This window comes from Stenotrophomonas sp. P5_A8 (assembly GCF_056400545.1).
The window spans coordinates 1-846 of sequence record NZ_JBFULB010000614.1 but is presented as its reverse complement, the minus strand read 5'-3'; the positions used below and the strand labels follow the sequence as shown (position 1 = coordinate 846).

Annotated in this window: 1 protein-coding gene; it reads left to right on the top strand. The window is 67.1% G+C overall.

Annotated elements, in window-relative coordinates; all coding sequences use genetic code 11:
- Positions 1-764: dicarboxylate/amino acid:cation symporter (locus AC1DQP_RS21075; RefSeq protein ID WP_478052504.1), on the top strand; the 764-nt coding region annotated here is incomplete at its 5' end.
- Positions 765-846 lie beyond the last annotated feature (82 nt).

The following is an 846-nucleotide window of genomic DNA, read 5'->3' as shown; positions in this document are numbered from 1 at the left end:
GCCCCGAAGAGAAGGTCGCCCCGCTGCGCCGCGCCATCGAAGGCGTGTTCGAAGTCTCGATGACCCTGATCAACCTGGTCATCCGCCTGGCCCCGTATGCGGTGGCCTGCTTCATGTTCAACCTGGCCGCGCTGTTCGGCTTCGACCTGATCATCCGCCTGGGGGCGTACGTGGGCGTGGTGGTGCTGGCACTGGGCCTGCACATGGTGGTGACCTACGGTACCGCGGTGTGGCTGTCCGGGCGTTCGCCGCTGTCGTTCTTCCGCGATACCCAGGAAGCGACGGTGATGGCCTTCTCCACCGCCTCCAGCAACGCGACCCTGCCGACCGCGCTGCGCGTGGCCGACCAGATGGGCCTGCCGCAGAAAGTCTCGCGCTTCGTGCTGACCGTTGGTGCCACCGCCAACCAGAACGGCACCGCGCTGTTCGAGGGTGTCACGGTGATCTTCCTGGCGCAGTTCTTCGGCGTGGACCTGAGCATCGGCCAGCAGGTGATGGTGATGGCGGTCTGCATCCTCGGTGGCATCGGCACCGCCGGTGTGCCGTCCGGCTCGCTGCCGGTGGTGGCGATGATCTGCGCCATGGTCGGGGTGAACCCCCTCGGCATCGGTCTGATCCTGGGCGTGAACCACTTCCTGGACATGTGCCGTACTGCACTCAACGTCACCGGCGATCTGGCCTTGACCACGCTGGTGGCCAAAGGCGAAGTGGACGATGGCCCGGTCGCACCGGTCGTGCCGGTGGACGCCGTCGAGCGCCCTTGACCCGCGCCTGAGGTCCCTGGTTACCTCAACTGCCGCCGGCGGTTGTGCTGACGCCAACTGCCGCCGGCGGTTGTGCTGACGC